General features: G+C 74.5%; 15 protein-coding genes and 1 pseudogene. 8 read left to right on the forward strand and 8 right to left on the reverse strand.

Translation table 11 applies throughout. The features are described 5' to 3' along the window. Positions 1–49 precede the first annotated feature (49 nt). Positions 50–679 carry a TetR/AcrR family transcriptional regulator gene (locus ACZ3TI_RS33955; protein ID WP_465733149.1) on the forward strand — a complete coding sequence of 210 codons (630 nt, stop codon included), beginning with the start codon at positions 50–52 and terminating at the stop codon, positions 677–679. 130 nt (positions 680–809) lie between these two features. On the opposite strand, the gene ACZ3TI_RS33960 is transcribed toward ACZ3TI_RS33955, so the two are convergent. Further along, positions 810–2,198: a GntT/GntP/DsdX family permease gene (locus tag ACZ3TI_RS33960; protein ID WP_465733259.1), complete on the reverse strand. Its 1,389-nt coding sequence runs from the start codon at positions 2,196–2,198 to the stop codon at positions 810–812. Between the two features lie 2 nt (positions 2,199–2,200). Then, positions 2,201–2,755, reverse strand: coding sequence for a gluconokinase (locus ACZ3TI_RS33965; RefSeq protein WP_465733151.1), 555 nt, complete (start codon positions 2,753–2,755; stop codon positions 2,201–2,203). Between the two features lie 188 nt (positions 2,756–2,943). Between ACZ3TI_RS33965 and ACZ3TI_RS33970 the strand changes: the two genes are divergently transcribed. Then, positions 2,944–3,639, forward strand: coding sequence for a FadR/GntR family transcriptional regulator (locus tag ACZ3TI_RS33970; RefSeq protein WP_465733153.1), 696 nt, complete (start codon positions 2,944–2,946; stop codon positions 3,637–3,639). 159 nt (positions 3,640–3,798) lie between these two features. After that, on the forward strand, positions 3,799–4,266 hold the full coding sequence (locus ACZ3TI_RS33975) for a hypothetical protein (RefSeq protein WP_465733155.1): 468 nt from the start codon (positions 3,799–3,801) through the stop codon (positions 4,264–4,266). A gap of 43 nt (positions 4,267–4,309) precedes the next feature. On the opposite strand, the pseudogene ACZ3TI_RS33980 reads toward ACZ3TI_RS33975, so the two are convergent. The 4 genes and pseudogenes from ACZ3TI_RS33980 to ACZ3TI_RS33995 all read right to left on the reverse strand — a co-directional run bounded on the left by ACZ3TI_RS33980 (position 4,310) and on the right by ACZ3TI_RS33995 (position 12,171). Next, positions 4,310–5,075, reverse strand: a pseudogene (locus tag ACZ3TI_RS33980) (metallophosphoesterase). A 19-nt stretch (positions 5,076–5,094) separates the two neighbouring features. Continuing rightward, the gene (locus ACZ3TI_RS33985) at positions 5,095–9,657 is read right to left on the reverse strand and encodes a hypothetical protein (protein WP_465733157.1); all 4,563 of its coding nucleotides are present in this window, start codon (positions 9,655–9,657) and stop codon (positions 5,095–5,097) included. A gap of 41 nt (positions 9,658–9,698) precedes the next feature. Further along, complete coding sequence (locus ACZ3TI_RS33990) at positions 9,699–10,574, reverse strand: hypothetical protein (protein ID WP_465733159.1); 876 nt, start codon at positions 10,572–10,574, stop codon at positions 9,699–9,701. Between the two features lie 61 nt (positions 10,575–10,635). Continuing rightward, complete coding sequence (locus tag ACZ3TI_RS33995) at positions 10,636–12,171, reverse strand: hypothetical protein (RefSeq protein ID WP_465733161.1); 1,536 nt, start codon at positions 12,169–12,171, stop codon at positions 10,636–10,638. A 185-nt stretch (positions 12,172–12,356) separates the two neighbouring features. On the opposite strand from ACZ3TI_RS33995, the gene ACZ3TI_RS34000 reads away from it, so the two are divergent. The 4 genes from ACZ3TI_RS34000 (at position 12,357) to pxpB (ending at position 15,873) form a co-directional block, all read left to right on the forward strand. Beyond that, positions 12,357–13,436, forward strand: a complete 1,080-nt coding sequence (locus ACZ3TI_RS34000) for an IPT/TIG domain-containing protein (RefSeq protein ID WP_465733163.1) — start codon at positions 12,357–12,359, stop codon at positions 13,434–13,436. A 238-nt stretch (positions 13,437–13,674) separates the two neighbouring features. After that, a complete protein-coding gene (locus ACZ3TI_RS34005) occupies positions 13,675–14,199 on the forward strand; it encodes a hypothetical protein (protein ID WP_465733165.1) in 525 nt (174 codons plus the stop codon). Between the two features lie 154 nt (positions 14,200–14,353). Beyond that, a complete protein-coding gene (locus ACZ3TI_RS34010) occupies positions 14,354–15,130 on the forward strand; it encodes a LamB/YcsF family protein (protein WP_465733167.1) in 777 nt (258 codons plus the stop codon). Positions 15,131–15,273: 143 nt separating this feature from the next. Further along, on the forward strand, positions 15,274–15,873 hold the full coding sequence (gene pxpB, locus ACZ3TI_RS34015) for a 5-oxoprolinase subunit PxpB (protein WP_465733261.1): 600 nt from the start codon (positions 15,274–15,276) through the stop codon (positions 15,871–15,873). A gap of 73 nt (positions 15,874–15,946) precedes the next feature. Here the strand turns inward: pxpB and ACZ3TI_RS34020 are convergent, their stop codons facing one another. Next, complete coding sequence (locus tag ACZ3TI_RS34020; protein WP_465733169.1) at positions 15,947–16,717, reverse strand: alpha/beta fold hydrolase; 771 nt, start codon at positions 16,715–16,717, stop codon at positions 15,947–15,949. A 138-nt stretch (positions 16,718–16,855) separates the two neighbouring features. Here ACZ3TI_RS34020 and ACZ3TI_RS34025 point away from each other — a divergent pair, with 138 nt between their 5' ends. Then, positions 16,856–17,392, forward strand: a complete 537-nt coding sequence (locus tag ACZ3TI_RS34025; RefSeq protein ID WP_465733171.1) for a PadR family transcriptional regulator — start codon at positions 16,856–16,858, stop codon at positions 17,390–17,392. An 85-nt stretch (positions 17,393–17,477) separates the two neighbouring features. Here ACZ3TI_RS34025 and ACZ3TI_RS34030 read toward each other — a convergent pair whose 3' ends face one another. Further along, the gene (locus ACZ3TI_RS34030) at positions 17,478–18,080 is read right to left on the reverse strand and encodes a DUF4396 domain-containing protein (protein WP_465733173.1); all 603 of its coding nucleotides are present in this window, start codon (positions 18,078–18,080) and stop codon (positions 17,478–17,480) included. Positions 18,081–18,180 lie beyond the last annotated feature (100 nt).

The following is an 18,180-nucleotide window of genomic DNA, read 5'->3' on the forward strand; positions in this document are numbered from 1 at the left end:
GCTCGTATTGAATACGACTCGTACTGAATACACCATGTACCGTTCTCCTGTGAACCCAGCCCCGGCCGATGCCGCCGCCCCACGACCGCCCCGCCGCCGCGTCCACACCCGGGCCCGACTGCTGGCAGCGGCGAGCGAGCTGTTCCTCACCGTCGGATTCGCGCGGACGAGCATCGAGGACGTCTGCACCGCCGCCGGCTACACCCGCGGCGCCTTCTACTCGAACTTCGGCAGCAAGGAGGACCTGCTGCTGGCGCTCTTCGACGACCAGGCGGCGCAGCGGATGGCCGAGCTGGAAGAGCTGGCCGACGCCTGCGAGGCGCTGGCGCCGCAAGAGCGGGCCCGGCTGCTGGTCGAGGCGCTGCTGCGGGTCGAGCCCGCGGAGACCGGGTGGATCCTGCTGTTCCTGGAGTTCCGCCTGGTCGCCGCGCGGACGGAGGCGCTGACCGAACAGGTCGCCGAACACGACCGGACGGTCGCCCGGGCACTCGCCGACGTGCTGGAGCGGGCGCTGCCGGAGCTGGTGCCCCCGGGCGCGAGTGCCGGGCAGGCCGCGGTGGTGATCCTCGCGGCGCGGGAGGGGCTGCTGGCCCGCACGGCGGCGGGCGGTACCACCGCGGAGGAACTGCTGGCCGCGACGGCGGCGGTGCTGTCGGGGCTGCTGGGGCACGGGGGCTGAGGCCCCGGCAGACGCCGAGGGGCGGCACCCGTACGGTCACGGGTGCCGCCCCTCGGCGGTGCTGCGGTCGAGCCGGAGGTCGCTGGATGACCAGGCTCGGCGGCAGCTGGACGACCAGGCTCAGCGGCAGCTAGACGACCAGGCTCAGCGGCAGGATCAGGGCGATGGCGACGACCGAGATCACCGTCTCCATCACCGACCAGGACTTCAGCGTCTGCCCGACGCTCATCCCGAAGTACTCCTTCACCAGCCAGAAGCCGGCGTCGTTGACGTGCGAGAAGAACAGCGAGCCGGCGCCGATCGCCAGCACCAGCAGGGCCGCGTGGGTCGAGGACATGTTCGTCGCGAGCGGGGAGACGATGCCCGCCGCGGTGATCGTGGCGACCGTCGCCGAGCCGGTGGCCAGGCGGATCAGCACGGCGATCAGCCAGCCCAGCAGCAGCGCGGAGATGTGCCACTTGCCGGACCACTCGCTCACCGCGTTGCCGACGCCCACGTCGATCAGGGTCTGCTTGAAGCCGCCGCCCGCGCCGACGATGAACACGATGCCCGCGATCGGGCCGAGCGACTTGCCGACGGTGTCGGAGATGCGGGCCTTGTCGAAGCCGGCCGCCCTGCCGAGGGTGACCATGCCGAGCAGGGTCGCGGCGAGCAGGGCGATCAGCGGGGAGCCGATGAAGTCGAACACCCGCTGGCCGATCGCCTTCGGGTCGTCGATCACCACGTCCGCCAGCGCCTTGCCGAGCATCAGCACGACCGGCAGCAGGATGGTCGCCAGCACCGCGCCGAAGGACGGGGCGCGGTCGCGCCTGGCCGTCTCCTCGGGGGCGGCGGTGGCCGGGATCTCCAGCGGGCCGACCCAGCGCTCGGCGAGCCGCGCGAACAGCGGACCGGCGATGATCAAGGTCGGGACGGCGATCAGCAGGCCGAGCGCCAGGGTGATGCCGAGGTCGGCCTTCAGGGCGTCCACGGCGACCAGCGGGCCCGGGTGTGGAGGCACCAGGCCGTGCAGCACCGACAGGCCGGCCAGCGCCGGGATGCCGACCCGCATCAGCGGCACGTTGCCGCGGCGGGACACCAGCAGCACGATCGGGATCAGCAGGACGACGCCGACCTCGAAGAACAGCGGGAGTCCGAGCACCGCCGCGATCAGCGCCATCGCCCAGGGCAGCGCCTTGTTGCCCGTACGGGACAGCACGGTGTCCGCAATGATGTTCGCCCCGCCGGAGTCGGCGAGCAGCTTGCCGAGCATCGCGCCGAGGCCGATCAGCAGGCCGACACCGGCCACGGTGGCGCCGAAGCCTGTGGAGAAGCTGCTGAGCAACTTGTCGAAGGGAGCACCCGCGACGGCGGCCAGCAGGCCGGAGCCGAGCGTGAGGGCGAGGAACGGGTGCAGCTTCAGCTTGGTGATCAGTACGACGATCGCACCGATGCTCAGCAGCACCGCGATCAGCAGCTGGGAGTTGCTGCCGGTGTGCGGCAGGGCCGGTGGGGCGGCCGCCAGCAATGTGGGGGTGATGCTCACGCGAGGTCTCCATTGACGGGCCGCAGCAGCGCCACGGCCATCTCGACGAGTTCTTCGGGGGACGGGCCCACGTCCAGGACGGCGCCGCGCTCGTCCGCTTCCAGGGGCTGGAGGGTGGCGTACTGCGAGTCGAGCAGCGACGTCGGCATGAAGTGACCGGTGCGGTGGCTGAGCCGGTCCTCGACCAGCTCGTGACCACCGCTGAGGTGCAGGAAGAAGGCGTCCGGGGCGTCCGCGCGCAGGAGGTCGCGGTAGCCGCGCTTCAGCGCCGAGCAGGTGACCACGCCGCCGCTGCCGTCCTCGGTCCGCTCCTTGAGCCAGGCGCCGATGGCGCGCAGCCAGGGGGCGCGGTCCTCGTCGTCCAGCGGGATGCCGGCCGACATCTTGGCGATGTTGGCCGCCGGGTGGAACTCGTCCGCCTCGGCGAAGGGGAGGCCGAGGCGGTCCGCCAGCAGGCGGGCCAGGGTGGTCTTGCCGACGCCCGAGACGCCCATCACCACGACGGTGAGGGAGGTCTGCGGGAGGTCGTGGTTCTCGACGCTGAGACCCATGGGTGGTGCTCCTTCGTTGCCTGGCCGCCACTATCGCTTCAAAGGTATGACGTATTCAAGGGGAGGAAACCAAATCGTCATACTTTTACTTCCGGCGGCACGGCGTGGCGTGGACGGCGGACGGCGGACGGCGGGCGCCGGGCGGAGGGTGGCGCAGGGTGGGGCGGGGGGACGTCTAGGCTGGGCGGATGGAGATCCAGGGGCTGCCCGGGCGGCTGCTTGACGAGCTCGGGCCGGCGATCGCGTCCGGGGAGCTTCCCGAGGGTGCGGTACTGCGCGGGGAGGAGCTGGAGGAGCGGTTCGGGGTGTCCCGGACGGTGGTCCGGGAGGCGGTGCGGGTCCTGGAGGGGATGCGCATGGTGGCGTCCCGGCGGCGGGTAGGGATCACGGTGCTGCCGAAGTCGCTCTGGGACGTCTTCGACCCGATGGTGATCCGCTGGCGCCTGGCCGGGGCGGACCGGCCCGCCCAGCTGCGCTCGCTCGGTTCGCTGCGGATGGCCGTCGAGCCGGCCGCCGCGGCGCTCGCCGCGGTCCACGCCACCGACGACGATCGGCGCGAACTCAGCTCGCTGGCCGTGGAGTTGACGGTTTCCGCACGCGAGGCCGACCTGGCCACCTTCCTCCGGCACGACATCGCCTTCCACGCCCTGGTGCTGCGGGCCTCCGGCAACGAGATGTTCGCCCACCTCGGGGACACCGTGGGGGCGGTGCTGACCGGGCGGACCGAGTACCATCTGATGCCCCATCAGCCGGAGCCGTACGCGATCCGGCTGCACCGCGAGGTCGCCGACGCGATCTGCTCGGGGCACGCCGACGAGGCCGAGCAGGCGATGCGGACGATCGTCACGGGCGCCCTGGAGGAGCTCAACCAGCAGTTGGGCTGAGCCTCCGGCCCGGATGCTGCCCGGATGACACGTTTTGACGGCAGTTCGGCTGATTCGGACGCATAGTCCTGGTTCGACGGGGCAGAGTGAGCCGAGGGGGCGCGTTTCGTGTGCGCCCGTTCCGTGTCCAGCACCGAATCCGCGCCTGGGGGTCGCTCGATGTCCGTGCCACGCCGCCGTCGCCGCCTTCCCGACGAGGTGCGTGCCGCCGCAGTCCGGGCCGTGCTCTCCCTCGCCTTCACCCTGGTGGGTGTGGTCGTCGCGACGCTGGCCTCGTACGCGGGCAGTTGGATGCTGACGCCCGCGCTGATGGCCATGGGGCTCGGGGTGTTCGGCACCATGTGGTGCCTGCTGGAGATCCTGATCTCCCGCCAGGTCGCCGCCCAGCGGATGCGGACGCCGGGCTCCGCGCACCCGATGGCGGGCAGCCGGGCGCCCTCAGAGCCGCTGGCGGCCCGGCCGTTCCCGCGCCCGGGCCAGTCGGTCCACCAGCAGCCCTACCAGCAGCCGGGCCAGTCGGTGTACCACCAGCCGTACCGACACCCGCACCAGCCGCCGCAGCACCAGCCCGGTCAGCGGCCGCAGCAGCCTCCGTACCAGCCGCGGGTGTCGGCCCCGCGGCAGTGACACGGGCCGGCCGGCGGGCTAGTCGACCGGGCCGGCCGGCGGGCTAGTCGACCGGGACGGCCCGGTAGTGGGTGGTGATCCGGCCGTCCCCGTCCAGGACGTGGAAGGCGAGCATCGGCGGCTGGTCGAAGGTGATGCCGCGTCCGCCCTCACAGGGCAGGGTGACGGTGGAGACCACGCCGGGCGCGACCAGCAGCGCCAGGCCGGCGAAGGTGGTCGCGGCGGCGGTGTGCGAGTGGCCGCAGAACAGGGCGGCCACCCGGGGGTGGCGGCGCAGCACGCGGGCGAGGCCCGCCTCGCCGAACTGGCGGATCCCGTCGACCATCGGCAGGTGCAGCTCGACCGGCGGGTGGTGGAAGGCGACCAGGGCGGGCAATCCGGTGCGTCCGGCGGTGAGTTGCTCGTCCAGCCAGTCCAGCGTCTCCTCGTCCAGCAGGCCGCTGTGCTGCCCGGGTATGGACGAGTCGAGCATCAGCACGTCGGCGCCGGGGGAGCCGGTGCAGCCGGTTGATCGGCCCCTCCCCCGGCGCCTCGCCGAGCAGCACCTCGCGGTACGGCGCCCGGGAGTCGTGGTTGCCGGGGCAGGTGAGCACCTGGTGCCGGGAGGTCAGCACCTCGGCCACCTGCCGGTACTCCGCGGACCGGCCGTGGTCGGCGAGGTCGCCGGTGACCAGTACGCCGTCCAGCGGGCCGGACAGGGCGTCGAGGTACGCCATCACCTGCTCGGCCCGCCGCCGGGCACGCTTGCCGCCGTCCCGGCGGCGGACCTGCCCGAGGTGGGTGTCACTGAGGTGCGCGATCGTCAACATGTCGATCACGCTGTCCACTTCAGGACTGCGCGGGAACCTCCGCGGGGCGCTTGAACATCCGGGTGGCGGTGATCTCGCCGTGGATGGTCGGACCGTCCGGGTCCTGCGTGGCGGGCAGGCCTGGGCGCAGGTGCTCCTCGACCGAGATGTACTTGAGGCCCGCCCGCAGGTCGGCGTCGTTGCGCAGGCGGATCACCAGCGGGAACTCGGCGAGCGCGGTGGTGTCGAACAGGCCGGTGGTGTAGATGAGCTGGACGCCGAGCGCGTCGGCGACGGCGCGCTGGAGCTCCAGCAGGTAGGTGGCGTTGGCGCGGCCGATCGGATTGTCCAGGAACAGCGTGCCGGCGTGCCGCAGTTGGGACTGCCCGCGGTCGTTGGCGCGCAGCGCGGCCATCGTGCAGTACAGCGCGATGGCGGCGGTGAGCAGCTGGCCGCCGGAGAAGACGTCGGACATCTGGCCCACGCCGACCCGCTCGGCGCGCAGCACCGCGTCCGGCTTGAGGATCTCGACGCTGACGCCCTTGGGGCCGATCGCTGCGGCGACCCCGCGCAGCAGCAGGGACATGCCGTCGCGGCGCAGGTCGCTGTTCTTCTTGACGGCGGCGCGGGTGGCCTCGTCGATGACCTCGCCGAGGCGCTCGACCAGGGTGGCGTGGTCCGGGTCCTCGAAGCGGATCCGGAGGAACTCCTGGCCGGACCACTCCCCCAGGCCCTCGGGCAGCCGGGAGAGGCGCTGGGCGGCGCGCAGGGTGGTGAGCGAGGACTCGACCAGTCCGCGCAGCCGGTCCACGATCGAGCCGCGGTTCTTCTCCAGCTGGGCGAGCTCGTCGGTGAGCACCCGCAGCCGGGGTGCGAAGGCGGCGGCCCAGGCGGCGGCGTGCTCGGGCAGCGCCGAGGCGGGCAGTTCGCGGATCTGCTGGCGGGCGGGGGTGCGGACGGCCTCGTAGCGGGCGGCGTTGGCGTGCCGGACGAGGGCGTCGGCGGCGTCCCGGACGGCGAGTTCGGCGCTGGACAGCTCGCCGGCGGCGGTGCGCAGGCTGCGGCGGGCCTCGGTGGCGCCGGTGCGGGCCTCGGCGAGCGAGCCGAGGTACGGCTCGACCGGGTCGTCCGGGTCCTCCTGGTGGTCGCGCAGGCCGTCGCGCAGCTGGCCGGCCAGCTCGTCGAAGTCGGCGGCCGCGGACTGGGCGGTGTCGAAGGTGCGCTGGAGGTCGGCGTGCGCGGTGCGGGCGGCGTCCAGGGCCTCGCGGCGTTCGGCGAGGCGGCTGGTGGCGGTGCGCAGCAGGGCCTGGGCGTGCTCCGGGTCGGTGGGGACGAGGTCCTCGGGCAGTTCGGTGTGCGCCTCGCCGTCGGTCGGGGCGGAGCGCTCGGCGTCGCCGCGCAGGCGGCCGAGCTGCTCGCTGGCGGCGGCGGAGCGGGCCTCGATGGTGGCGACGAGTTCCTCGGCCCGGACGGCGGCCGCCTGGCGGGCCGGGCCGTCGGCGCCGTCGGGGCTGCCGAGGAGTTCCTCGGCGCGGGTGCGCACCTTGTTGGTGAGGCGGTCGAGTTCGGCCGCGGCGGCGGCCTCGTCGCCCTCGGCGCGGGCCTGTTCGGCGCGCAGGTCGGCGCCGACGCCGACCTTCTCGTACAGCTGGGAGGCGGCGCGGTAGGCCTCGCGCAGGGCGGGCAGTGCGGCGGGGGCGGTGTCGGCGGGCTCGTCGGTCTGCTCGGCGGCGGGGATCTCGGCGCGTTCGGCGCGCAGCGCCCGGGCCGTACGGCGGGCGTCGTCGGCGGCGCGCTGGGCGGCGCGGCGGTCCTCGTCGCAGGTGCGGGCGCGTTCGGCGCACAGGGCCTGGCGGCGGTCGCACTCGGCGGCGTCCTCGGCAAGTTCGCGCTGGCGGCGGGCCCAGTTGGCGCGCTCGCGCAGGCGGAAGGCGAGGCCGGAGAGGGCGTCGGCGCGTCGGCGGGCGCGCTGGGCGGCCTCACGGTGCTCCTCGTGGGCGGAGGCGGCGGCGGCGTGGTCGGTCTCGGCCTCGTCGTGGTCGGCGCGCAGGGTGGCCAGGGCGGCGGCGGCCTGCTCGGCGTGCTCGCGGGCGGCCTCGGCGGCGGCGGCGAGTTCGGCGAGGGTGCCGGGCGGGCAGCTGGCGTGCCAGGAGGCGAGGCGGGCGGCGAGGGCGCGGTCGGCGCCGAGGCGGCCGGCGAGTTCGCGGATGTGCTCCTCGCGGGCGCTCGCCCGGGCGCGCAGGTCCCGGCGCTCGCCGTCGGCGGCGGACTCGTCGTGCATGGCCGGGTTCGGCGGCACGAGAAAGAACGCGGGCTCGTCGGTGATCGGGGCGATCAGCGAGGCGGCGGCGCCGACGGCCACGGTGGAGCGCGGCAGCAGGGCGGCGGACTGCAGGGTCTCGCGGGCGCGCTCCAGCGAGGACGGGTCGGTGACGACCACGCCGTCGACGAGTTCGGGGCGGGCGGCGAGGATCGCGTCGTGGTCGGCCGGGTCGACGGACTGGGCGAGGTAGCGCCAGCCGGGCAGGGCGGGGATGCCGTGCTCGGCGAGGTACTCGACGGTGGCGAGGACGTCCGGTCCGGGCGGCAGCAGGCCGCCGTCGCCGAGGGCGGCGAGGATGCGGGAGTCGTCGGCGGCGGCGGTGCGGAGGTCGAACAGGTTGCGCTCGGCGGTGGCGATGGCCTCGTCGAGGAGTTCGCGCAGGTACTCGGCGTTGCGGTCGAGGACGGCGGGGGTGAGGAAGCCGGCGTCCTCCTCGGCGCCCTCTTGGTAGGGGGTGAGGGAGAGCAGGTCGGCGAGGCGCTGCTCGGTGGCGAGCAGGGCGGCGGTGCGCTGTTCGCCGGCCAGGGAGCGGGCGGCGGCCTTGCGGGCGTCGCCGGCGCGCTCGGCGGCGAGTTCGGCGCGCGAGGTGGCGGCGGCGGCCTCGCGCAGCCGGGCGGCGCAGGCCTCGGCGGCCGTCCGGGCCTGGGTGAGGGCGACACCGGCGGCCTTCTCGACGTCGGCGGCGTGCAGCGCGGCGCGGGCCGGGTCCACGTCGCCGTCGGCGTCGATGAAGCCGGCCTGCACGGCGGCTTCGGTCTCCTGCTCGACCTCGGCGAGGCGCTGGCGCAGGTGCTCGGCCTCGCTGCGGGCCTTCTGGGCGGCGGTGGCGGCCTCGGTGGCGCCGGACTGCGCCTTGGCGCCGTCCTCCTGGAGCTCGCCGGCGCGCTGCTCCTCGGTGTCGGCGCGGGACTCGGCGGCCGCGGCGGCGGCTTCCAGGGCGCGGGCGAGGGCGGTCGCGGCGCGGGCGCGGGCGGCGAGCGCGGGGGCGGCGTCCAGCTCGGCCTCGCGGATGGCGGCGGCGACCCGGGTGACCCGGTCGGCGGCGGCGCGCTGGCGCAGCACGGCCTCGGCGGCCTGCCAGGCGGAGTGCAGGGTGCGGGCGTCGATCAGCTCGCGGCGCAGCGCGGCGGCTTCGGCGGTGGCCGCGGCGAGGCTCAGCGTGGCGTGCCGGTAGGTGAGTTCGTCGGTGATGAGGGTGTGCCGGGTGCGGTCGGCCTCGGCGGCGGTGACGGCGCTCGCGGCGGCGGCGACCTCGATGGCGAGGTCCTGGGCGCGGTCGCGTTCGGCGCCGGCCCGGGAGGCGAGGGCGTGGGCGAGACGGCGGGTGCGGCGCTCGGCGGTGCGGTGGGCCTCGCGGACGGTCTCGCGGGCGGTGGTGGCTTCGGCGATGCGCTCCAGCAGGTCCAGCGAGCCGGCGGTGAAGTCGCGTTCGGCGGTGAGTTCGGCGCGGCGGCCGAGCTTGGCGGCGAAGCCGTGGACGAGGTCGGCGAGGCCGTCGGTGTCCCGGGTGTCGGTGACGGCGCGCAGCAGGAGGTCGGTGAAGTCGCTGTCGTGCTTGACCGCGAAGAGGCCGGCCGCCTCGCCCTCGTCGGCGTTCATCTCGCGCTGGTAGCGGAAGAGTTCGGGATCGAGGCCGAGCTCGCCGAGGTGTTCGGTCCAGCGGTCGTGGCCGTCCTCGAAGACCAGGTCGAGGTGGGGGTGGGCCTTGCCGGCCTCGGTGAGGGCGTCGCGGAAGCCCTTCATGGTGCGGCGGCGGCCGCGGGCCCTCTGGTCGCCGGCCAGGCTGACCCGCTCGGCGACCGGCAGGGAGTCGAGGGTGAGGCCGGGGCCGGGGCGGAAGGAGTACCAGGTCTCGGCGAACTTGCGCGGGTCGGAGGAGACCTGGCGGCCGCGCCACTCGCTGACCTTGCCGACCACGATCAGTTCGCCGGTGACGGTGTGCTGCCACTCCAGGGCGACGTGCCCGCAGTCGTCGGCGAGCAGGAACTTGCGCAGCACGCCGGAGCTGGCGCCGCCGAGGGTGTTGCGGTGGCCGGGGAGCATGACCGAGAAGATCAGCTTGAGCAGGACGGACTTGCCGCCGCCGTTCTCCAGGAAGAGCACGCCGGCCGGGGCGGGGCGGCGGACCGGGCCGTCGGCGTCCTCGCCGAACAGGCCGATCTGCTGCGGGGCCGGGTCGGCGACGGGCTCGCCGACGCCGCGCAGGTCGAGCACCGTGTCGGCGTAGCGGGCGCCGGCCGGTCCGATCGAGTAGAGGCGGACCCGGTTGAGCTCGTACATGTGCGGCGGTTCTCCGTGGCTTCCGTGACGGGGGGGTTGGTTCAGAGCGAGTGGAACGGCAGGCCGGCGTCGGCGACCAGTTCGTCGGAGGTGTCCGGCGGCAGCAGGCTGGCGGTGCCGTCGGAGACCGGGACGACGCCCAGGTCGAGCAGTTCGGCCATGGCGGCGCTGCCGGCCAGGTCGCGGACCTGGAGCTGGTAGCGGGCGGTGGTGCGGTAGGTGCCGCCGGAGTCGTCGGAGACCTTCTGCAGGAAGCCGGAGTCGACCAGGAACATCACGGCCTTGGCGACGATGCCGATGGTGGAGCCGGAGAGCCGGCGGGCGTCCTTGGTGGCGCCGGTGGCGGTGCGCCGGGCCCAGACCCGCCAGGCGGCCTCCAGGCCGGGGGCGTCGGACTGCGGGTCGGTGTTGGCGCCCTCGGCGTCGGCCTGCTCCTCCAGCCGGCGGCAGGCCTGGCGGACGAAGGAGTCGACGCCGTTGACGGTGATCCGGCCGAGGTAGGCGTCGTCGGCGAGGTCCTCGGGGCGGGGGAAGGCCATCGCGGCGACGGCCAGGTGGGCCAGGCCGTGCAGGAAGCGGTCGGTGGACTCGGAGGCGGCGCGGCGCGAGTAGTCGCCCATCCGGACGGCGAACAGCGAGTCCTCCGCGGCGGCCACGGCCATGCCGGCGCGCGGCGAGACCTCGAGGACGACCAGGCCCATGCCGGTGGCGATGGCGTCGGCGAGCCGGGCGAACGGCGGGTCCTCACGGTGGCGGCGCACGAGTTCGGCGTACTCGACGTCACGGGCCGGCAGCAGCTTGGCCTGGAGGCCGAAGGAGACCAGGCGGGCGGCGTCGGCGACGTCGGCCGGGGTGATCGGCGCGGGGGCGGCCGGCTCGGTCTCGGTCGCCCAGGACGTGTCGTGGTGGGTCGTCACGGGCGGTGCTCCTCGGGGGTGGCGCGGTGGTCTGGGTTCGTCAACGGGGGTTCCGGGCGGGTCAGCCGGCGTCCTTGCGGTCGGCGGCCATGCCGACCGCGTCGAGCAGGGCGCTGCCGACGATCAGGTCGGCGCCGCCGAACTCCGGGTCGCGCAGCGGGGTGCCGTCGTCCACGGCGAACAGCAGCCGCTCCTCGCCCTGGCGGTAGGCGGTGCCGACCGGTGGGCTGGCAGCGTGCACGGAGAGCAGGGCGACGAGGTACGGGAGGTCCGGGTCCTGCTTGCGGGCGTCGGCGAGCAGGCCGGAGAGCCGGCGGGGGGCGTCCGGGGGCAGGTCGAGCAGGACCAGCGCGGCCTCCAGCTGGGCCTCGGAGAACCGGCTGTCGTCCGGGGTGGCGACCAGGTCCGGGTCGGGCAGCTCGGCGCCCAGGTGCTCGCGCTCGACCGGCGGGGTGAGCAGCAGGTCGACCAGGTCGGCGACCCGGACGGACACCGGGGTCCGCAGGCCGGCGCCGCGGGCGAAGAAGGCGCCGGTGGGGCGGACGGCCTGCTCTATCGGCAGCCGCAGCACGGGGGCGAGCAGCTGCCCGTACAGGTCGATGCCGCTGCGGGCGCCGGGGGTGGCGAAGGCCTGCCGGTCCTGCTCGGCACGGAACAGCGGGCCGGCTTCCAGCAGGCGGGTCTGCAGCTGGGTGTGGCGGCGGATGCAGTCCTTGACGATGTCGACCAGCTCGGCGGCGCGGCGCTTGTGCTCCGGGTCCTCGGCCTCGTCGCGGGCCTTGCGGATGTTGGTGAGAATCGCGTTCTCGTGCCGGTAGCGGTCGGCGATGTGGTCCAGCGCCTCCTCGATGAGGTCCGGGATCGCGCGCATCCAGTCGACGGCCCGGACGTTGCGGCGGGTCGCGTCGAGGGCGCGGCGCAGCGTCTCGGCGTACTGGACGGTGCGGTAGCGGGCCTGCTCGGCGGCGAGCTGGGCGTCGGCCAGGCGGCCGCGGCGGATCAGCACCTCCAGCTTGACCTCGGCGGCGATCTGGGCCGAGGTGACGTCGGTGTCGAGCGCGCCGACCAGGACGTTGACTGCCTCGTCGGTGGTGCGCAGGTAGACGCCGCCGTCGGGGCCGGGCACCTCTTCGATCAGCTTGAAGTCGTAGTCGCGGCGCACGTACTCGCCGTCCGCGCCGAAGGTGCCGTAGACGGCGCGGAAGCCGCGGTCCACGCTGCCGACGTTGATCAGCGACTCCAGCACCCAGCGGGCCACCCGCTCGTGCTCGGCGGTGGGGCGCCCGGCGGCCTGGGCGGCGACCCGGGGCAGCAGGCGGGCGAGGACCAGCTCGCGGTCGGCCCCGGTGTCGAAGTCCATGTTCAGGGTGACCAGGTCGATCGCGGCGAGGCCGACCTCGGCCATCGCGTAGCCGCCGTACTCGCCGGCCAGGTTGACCTTGCGGTTGTCCAGGTCGTGCAGCGGGGCGGTGCAGGCCAGCGCCTTGAGCCGGCGGGCGAGGCCCTCGTCGGCGGCGGGGCCGGGCGCGGGGCGCGCGACGGCCGGGCCGGACGGTCGGAGGCCGGGCTCGGTGGGCGGGTCTGCGATGGCGGTCACGGGGGACAAGATTAGAGGTTCGCACCGACATCGACCGAAACGGACCTTGCGGGCGGACGGAGCGGCAGGTGGGAGCCCGTCCGAGGGGCGATTTCAGAACGGTGTTTCGACGGGATTCCGCCATTCTCGAACCGGCATTCGAGAAATCGGTGAGGGCGGCGCAATGGTTCGGTGATGATCGACCCATGCTCACCCGACCGGCCAAGGCGGGCCTCGCCGTCGCGCTGTCCGTGACCACCCTCACCACCGGTTCCGTCCTCGCCACCGGCACCGCCGCGGCATCGACCGCCAAGGCGCCCGCGACCAAGGCGTCCGCCGTCGCGGTGTCGACCTCCGCGCAGCACGTGACCGTGTCGCAGAGCGGGAACTACCCCGGTGGTTTCTTCACCTCCGGCAACATGTCGGTGAGCTGGGTGTCCGCCGGCACCGCCGACCTGACCGGCTCGACGCACTTCACCGTCGACCTCCCGCCCGGCGTCACCACCGACGGCGCCATGTTCTACTCCACGCCGTACGACTACACCTTCACCGAGACCCTCTCCCCGGACGGCCGCCACCTGGAGGCCGTCCTCACCGGCACCCGGGTGGTCGGGAGGAGCGAGTTCATGAAGCTCAACCTGCGCACCACGCCCGGAGTGCCGATCACCGGCGTGATCACGGTGACGGCCGGCAACCCGAACGACACCGACCCGACCGGCCACATCTCCCGCTACGACCTCGGCACCGGCGGCTACCTGTCGGCGACCGTCCAGGCCGCGCCGGGCGTCACCGGCCTCGACACCACCACCGGTCCGGGCACCGGGGGCACCGCGGTGACCGTCAGCGGCACCAACCTCGCCCACGGCATGGTGCTGGTCGGCGGCATCCCGGCGGCCGGCAGCTGCACCGACACCGCCTGCACCGTGACCACCCCGGGCGGCTCGGGCAGCGCCCCGGTCAGCGTGGTGACGCCCGGCGGCACCGCCACCGCGGCGGCCCGCTTCGACTACACCAGCGCCGCTCCCCCGGCCCCGCCCGCACCGGCGGTCAGCAGCCTGAGCCCGGCGAGCGGCCCGCTCGCCGGCGGGACCCGGGTGAACGTGATCGGCAGCAACCTGGCGTACGGGACGGTCGCGTTCGGCGGGGTGCCGGCCGCGCACGTCTCCTGCGGTCCGTCCTTCTGCACGGCCACCGCTCCGGCGGGCAGCGCGGCCGGGCCGGTGAACGTCACCGTCACCACGGCGGGCGGGACCAGCGCGCCGGCGACGTACACGTACACGGCGTAGCGACCACCGGCGGTGCCCGGGTGCCTCGGCGCCCGGGCACCGTCGCGTTTCCGGGGCCTTTCCGTTTCCGGGGCCTTTCCGGTTCCGGGGCCTTCGCGTTCCCGGAGGCCTTCGCCTCTGCGGGCTCGAGTCGCAGACCCGAGGCAAGTTGAACACGTTCAAAAGGAGGGTCTAGAGTCGGTTCCGCGCAGACGGGACAAGGCTCCGCCTGCAGTTCGGAGGTGCAGAGGTGTACGAGATGGACGGCGACCCCGCGGTCGTCCTGCGCAAGGTCCGGCGATGGCTGTGGTTCTTCCTGGTCTGCCTGGTGCTCAGCGGCCTGACCGCCTTCCCCCTGGAGACCGAGACCCGCCTGCTGGTCGACTTCGTGACCGGTCCGGCCGCCCCGCTGACCGACCACTTCCCCGCGGTGACGGCCTGGTTCGAACGCGTCCACACCGGCATCGCCGAGACCAATGACCGCTACCCCTTCCTCGCCTACGGCACCGACTGGCTGGCCTTCGCCCACCTGGTGATCGCCGCCGCCTTCTGGGGCCCGCTCAAGGACCCGGTCCGCAACATCTGGGTGATCCGCTGGGCCGTGCTCGCCTGCGGGGCCGTCATCCCGCTCGCTCTGATCTGCGGACCGCTGCGCGGGATCCCGGTGGTGTGGCGATTCATCGACATGTCGTTCGGGGTCTTCGGCGTCATCCCGCTGCTGATCGTGCTGCGGGCCCTGCGTCCGCTGGAACGTTCCTTCCGGGAACCGGCGCCCGCCCGCTGAGCCGAGGCGGCCCGTACGCCCCCTGTGGCGCCGCCCCGGGGCGCGTGGGCGCTGGCCGTACGCCGTGGGGCCCGCCGGGGCCCGGGTCACGGACAACGGCCTTCATCCGCAGGCCCTACCATCTGGCTCAACAGCTGCTGGGAGGCGGACGGGCGTGGCCGATGCGGTGATCGATCTCAATGCGGACCTCGGCGAGGGGTTCGGACGCTGGACGCTGACCGACGACGAGGCGCTGCTGTCCGTGGTGACCAGCGCCAACGTCGCCTGCGGCTTCCACGCCGGGGACCCCTCGACGATGCGCCGGGTCTGCGCACTGGCCGCCGAGCGCGGCGTCCGGATCGGCGCCCAGGTCTCCTACCGCGACCTGGCCGGCTTCGGCCGCCGCGCGATGGACGTCCCGCCGGAGGAGCTCGCCGACGAGATCGCGTACCAGATCGGCGCCCTCCAGGTCTTCGCCCGCGCCGCCGGCTCCAAGGTCTCCTACGTCAAGCCGCACGGCGCCCTCTACAACCGGGTGGTCGCCGACTCCGACCAGGCCGAGGCCGTGGTGGCCGGCGTGCTGCGGGCGGGCGCGGTCTGCGACGGGCCGCTGCCCGTCCTCGGCCTGCCCGGCTCCCGGCTGCTCGAGGTCGCCGAGGGCGTCGGGCTGCCGGTGGTCGCCGAGGCCTTCGCCGACCGGGCGTACGCCCGCTCCGGCGCCCTCGTCCCGCGCCGCGAACCCGGTGCCGTGGTGCACGACCCCGAGTCGGTGATCACCCGCGCGGTCGACATCGCCCGGGACGGCGCGGTGGAGTCCGTCGGCGGCGAGCGGATCACCGTCGAGGCCCGCTCGCTCTGCGTCCACGGCGACACCCCCGGCGCCGCCCAGCTCGCCTGGCGGGTGCGCGGCGCCCTGGCCTCGGCCGGGGTCCGGGTGGAGGCGTTCACGTGACGTCCGGCACCGGTCCACCGGACGGCTCCGGGCCGCCGGACGGCTCGGTCCGGGCAGATGCCTCGGTCGGGGCGGACGGCTCGGTCCGGCGGGACGGCCCGGTCCGGCGGGACGGCCCGGTCCGGCGGGTCGGCGCGCGGGCCTTGCTGGTCGAGGTGCCCGGGACGGCCGAGGTCGCGGCGCTGTACGGATGGCTGCGCGAGCAGCGGGAGGCGGGGGCGCTCGGCGAGGTCGAGGAGCTGGTCCCGGCAGCCCGCACGGTGCTGCTGGACGGCGTCGCGGACGTCGACGCGGTGGTGCGGCTGCTGCGCACGGCCCGTCCGACGGCGGCGGAGACGGCGCGCGGGCCGCTGCTGGACGTCCCGACCGCGTACGACGGCGCCGACCTGGCCGAGGTCGCCGCGCTGTGGGGGGTCTCCGAGGAGGCCGCCGTCCGGATCCACACCGAGCCCGAGTACGTGGTCGCCTTCTGCGGCTTCGCCCCCGGGTTCGGCTACCTCACCGGCCTGTCCGCCCGGTACGAGGTCCCGCGCCGGGCCACCCCGCGCAGCTCCGTCCCGGTCGGCTCGGTGGCCCTGGCCGGCCCGTACACCGGGGTCTACCCGCACCCCTCCCCCGGCGGCTGGCAGCTCATCGGCCGTACCGCGCTCCCCCTCTGGGACGCCGACCGGACTCCCCCGGCCCTACTGGCCCCGGGCGTCCGGGTCCGGTTCACGGTGCGGCGGGAGGGAGAGCGGGCGTGACCGTGGGCGCGGGGACGCGCCGATGAGCGAACCGGCGGCGGTGCGGCCCGGGCCGCACCGCCGCCGGTCCCGGTCAGCCCTGGCCGAGTGCCTCTGCCGCGGCGACCGCGAAGCCGTCCGGGTTGTCGAGCATGATGTTGTGCCCGCAGTCCGGGACGGCGACCACCCGGACGCCCGCCGCGCGCAGCCCGTCCGCAGCGACCGGCTCGCCGTCCGCCGCCGGGTGGAGGTAGGTGCGCGGGAGGTCGAGGCCGAGCAGCAGCTCGCGCATGGTCGGCACCGTCGCCCGGGCGAGGTGGCCGGCGCTGCGGTACAGCGCTTCCGGGCCGGCCAGCCGCATGGTGGACCACCAGAACTGCCCGACCCGCTCGGCGACCTCCGCCCGGCCTCCGGCCAGGAACTCCGCCTCGGTGTAGCCCGCGATGCCGCTGCTGCCGGGCCGCTGCCGGTCGGGCTCGATCCGGTCCAGGTTGGCGTCCACCATGACGAGCCGGGAGACCAGAGCGGGGTGCCGGTGGGCGAGGACGATCGCGATCGCGCCGCCCATGCTGTGGCCGATCACCTCTACCCGGTCCAACCCGGCCGCCCGCACCGCCGCCGCGACCGCGTCGGCGTGATCCTCCAGCGTGTACCCGAACTCCACCGGCCGGTCGCTGATGCCGAAGCCGAGCAGGTCCATCAGCAGCGAGCGGCGCCCGGCGAGCAGCGGGTGGGCCGCGGCGGCCGCGAAGTAGACCGGCGAGGTGGCACCCAGCCCGTGCAGGTAGAGCCGGGCGGGCTCGGCGCCGGGCAGCTCGACCCAGCGGATCCGGTCGCCGTCGGGGGTGACGGGGGCGTAGCGCATCGCGAGGACTCCTCTACCAGGGGAAACACCGGGGACGCCCGGGAATACCCGGGGACGCCGGAGACCATACCTCGATGCCGAGGTATCTCGCACCCGATATACCAATGGATCGAGGGATGGCCGTGAGAGGGTGTCCCCATGCTCAAGCTCGCGATCCTCGGGTTCCTGTACGACCGGCCGCTGCACGGCTACGAGCTGCGCCGCCACCTCTCCGCGCTCTCCGGGCACGTCCAGCCGATCAGCGACGGCACGCTCTACCCCGCGATCAAGCGCCTGGAGGCCGCCGGACTGCTGGTCCGCGAGACCGAGCCCGGCAGCGCCGCCGCACCCCGGCACACCCTGCACCTCACCGAGGCCGGCCGCACCGCGCTGCTCGACCGACTGCGCGAGCCCGAGCCGCTGGACATCAGTGACGAGAACCGCTGGTTCACCCTGCTCGCCTTCCTCCGCCACCTCGAGGACCCCACCGCCCAGGCCGCCGTGCTCCGCCGCCGCCTGGTATTCCTCTCCGAGCCCGCGAGCTTCTACTACGACGGCGAACGCCCGATGGGCGCCGAGGAGTTCGCCGACCCCTTCCGGCGCGGCCAGCTGCTGATCGCCCGCGCCACCACCGAGGCCGAACTCGGCTGGCTGCACACGACCTTGGCCGAGCTGGAGGGCGGCGCCGAGCAGTAGCAGGCCCGCCCGGAACGCGCCGCGGCCCGTGCCGACCGTCGAACGGTCGGCACGGGCCGCAGGCGAGAGGTTCCGGCGCCTCGGATCAGTGCTGGTGGTGGGCGTGGACCACCGCGTGGCCACGCCCACGGCCGATCATCCACTTGTTGACCGGGACGGTCAGCGTGAAGGCCAGGGCCAGCGAGGCCGCGAGCGACACCCAGAACAGCAGGTCGCCGAGGCCGGCGTCCATCGCCCCGGGGACGGTGACCATCACGGTGTTGTCGATCAGCTCCATCACCAGGATCGACACGGTGTCGGCGGCCAGCGCGACCTTCACCGCGGCACCCACGTCCAGACCGGCCTTCAGCACGCCGCGCATGGTCAGCGCGTAGCCGAAGACGAAGGCCAGGAGGATCGAGAGCACCACGGTCGCGCCGTTGTGCAGACCGAAGGCGGTGCCGAGCACCATGCCGAGGATCTCGCCGATGGCGCAGCCGGTGAGGCAGTGCAGGGTCGCCTGCGCGGCCATCCGCCAGCTCGCCCCGCCGCCGTGGGCGCCGTGGGCGCCGTGGTGGCCGTGGGCCTCGTGGTGACCATGGGCCTCGTGGTGACCGCGCCCGCCGGACTGCTCGTGGTGGTCCCGGCGGTCCTGCTGTTCATGGTGCCCGTGGTGGTCCTGGTGCTCGTGCTGTGCGGGGTGTGCCATGTCGTCCTCCGCTTGCCCCGGCGCCCGTTCGGCGCCGCTTCCCTCGCTCCGTCGATGGTCGAAGTTATACCCCCATGGGGTATCCGGCAAGCCTTTTCCG

Source organism: Kitasatospora sp. NPDC023120, assembly GCF_055560835.1.